The sequence below is a fragment of the Secundilactobacillus similis DSM 23365 = JCM 2765 genome (assembly GCF_001311075.1).
GTDB lineage: Bacteria > Bacillota > Bacilli > Lactobacillales > Lactobacillaceae > Secundilactobacillus > Secundilactobacillus similis.
The window spans coordinates 1-1,671 of the sequence record NZ_BBAD01000158.1 but is presented as its reverse complement, the minus strand read 5'-3'; the positions used below and the strand labels follow the sequence as shown (position 1 = coordinate 1,671).

Genomic DNA, 1,671 nt, shown 5'->3' with positions numbered 1-1,671 from the left:
GAATTATTCACCATAAGTTCTCCAAGTACAGTGTCACCCCGGTATCATGGGCGGTACTGTGTTTTTTATTTTTCACCTTTTTAGTGCAGAAAAAGAACCTCCGATTTGGTATAGTTGATTCACCACAAGTCAGCTATCCACCCAAAGAAAGAGGTCCTTCTCATGGCAACTTTACCGGAAAAACGAGTTAATTTCAATCCTAAATTACATATTTCGCACACTGGTGGTGAACTTTCCACTGATGCTGGGCTAGTGTTGGTCAAAGAATTAATGGCGCAACTCAATTTCACGACCTTAGCGTATCAATTAGTCCATTTTGATGACCAGCGCCATTACGCTCGTTACAGCAACGTTAGTCTACTAGAACAGGTCGTGCTGCAGTTGATCGCCGGTTACCCGGCCGATCTAGCTGCCACCAGTTTGCGCGATGACCCCACATTTAAATTACTATTGGCACAACCGCAATTGGCCTCACAACCGTCATTATCCCGTTTTTGGCAACGCTGTGACGAGCAGACCATCACCTCATTACAAACGTTGAATCAAGCATTGCTTGACCAAGCGTGGACTGGCGCCAAGCAACAACAGCTGATCCTCGATATTGACTCAACTCACGCCGATACTCATGGTCATCAGGAAAAAACGGCCTTTAATGCGCATTACGGTACCACGGGTTACCATCCGCTGGTCGCTTTTGACGGGCAAACGGGCCACTGTTTAAAGGCTCAATTGCGCCCAGGTAATGTTTATACCAGTACGGATATTGCCCCCTTTATCACACCACTACTACAGCACTATCATCAAGTCAAACCGAACGCTGATATCTTGGTCCGCGGGGATAGTGGCTTTGCGACTCCAGAATTATACGAAACTTGTGAAGCCAACGACACTTTTTACTTGATCCGCCTGAAAGCCAATCGGCGGCTGAACCAACTGGCTGAACGTTTTGTTCAGATCAGTGATGAGCAGAATTGGACTGAGACCGAGGTCCATTATTATCGCGCGTCTTATCAAGCCCGATCATGGCCTAAGCCGCGCCAGATCTATATTAAATCAACTCGACCAGCTGGTGAATTGTTATTTCAACATGAATACCTTGTGTCCAATTTAACGAGTTTTGTCGCCGAAGATGCGTTTCAAGCCTATCATCAACGGGGCCAAATGGAAAATTATATCAAGGAAGCCAAGGCTGGCTTTTACCTGGATAAAATGACTAGCTCGCAATTTATACCAAATTATGCCCGCATGATGCTCAGTGTCCTCGCTTATAATTTAGTCAGCTTGATGCGCCAATTGTTGCCTGCACAACATCAGCGATTACAGGTTACAACCTTGCGCTTATGGCTGTTTAAAGTAGCGGGTAAGCTGGTGACCAGCGGCCGGCAACTTTATCTAAAATTAAGCCGCCACCACGTCTATCAGGATTTGTTTTATCAACTGTTAGCTCGAATCCAAGCGCTACAGTGGGGCTAAACTGGTGCAATAAATCAAAAAAAGTCGGTTCGGCCAAGGGCAAGTATGCTCAAAATTGAGGATCAAAAATTTATCCAGCCCCATAATTTGGTAGCCTTTAGCAAAAACAGTACATCTTGGTTTGACTACACCATAGCAGCACGAGAATTGGTCCAAAATTGTGCGGTATGCCGATATTAAACCTCGTATGAATAATTC

General features: G+C 45.2%; 2 protein-coding genes. Both read left to right on the top strand.

Translation table 11 applies throughout. The annotated features are described in order from the left end of the window. Window positions 1-191: hypothetical protein (locus JCM2765_RS18535; RefSeq protein WP_225352155.1), on the top strand; the 191-nt coding region annotated here is incomplete at its 5' end. Next, on the top strand, window positions 163-1,473 hold the full coding sequence (locus JCM2765_RS16440) for an IS1380 family transposase (RefSeq protein ID WP_054737596.1): 1,311 nt from the start codon (window positions 163-165) through the stop codon (window positions 1,471-1,473). The genes JCM2765_RS18535 and JCM2765_RS16440, both read left to right, overlap by 29 nt. Window positions 1,474-1,671: the final 198 nt, after the last annotated feature.

Bases quoted from the DNA above. Each gene is read 5' to 3' on its own strand.
- JCM2765_RS16440 (WP_054737596.1), top strand. From the start codon at position 163: ATGGCAACTTTACCGGAAAAACGAGTTAATTTCAATCCTAAATTACAT.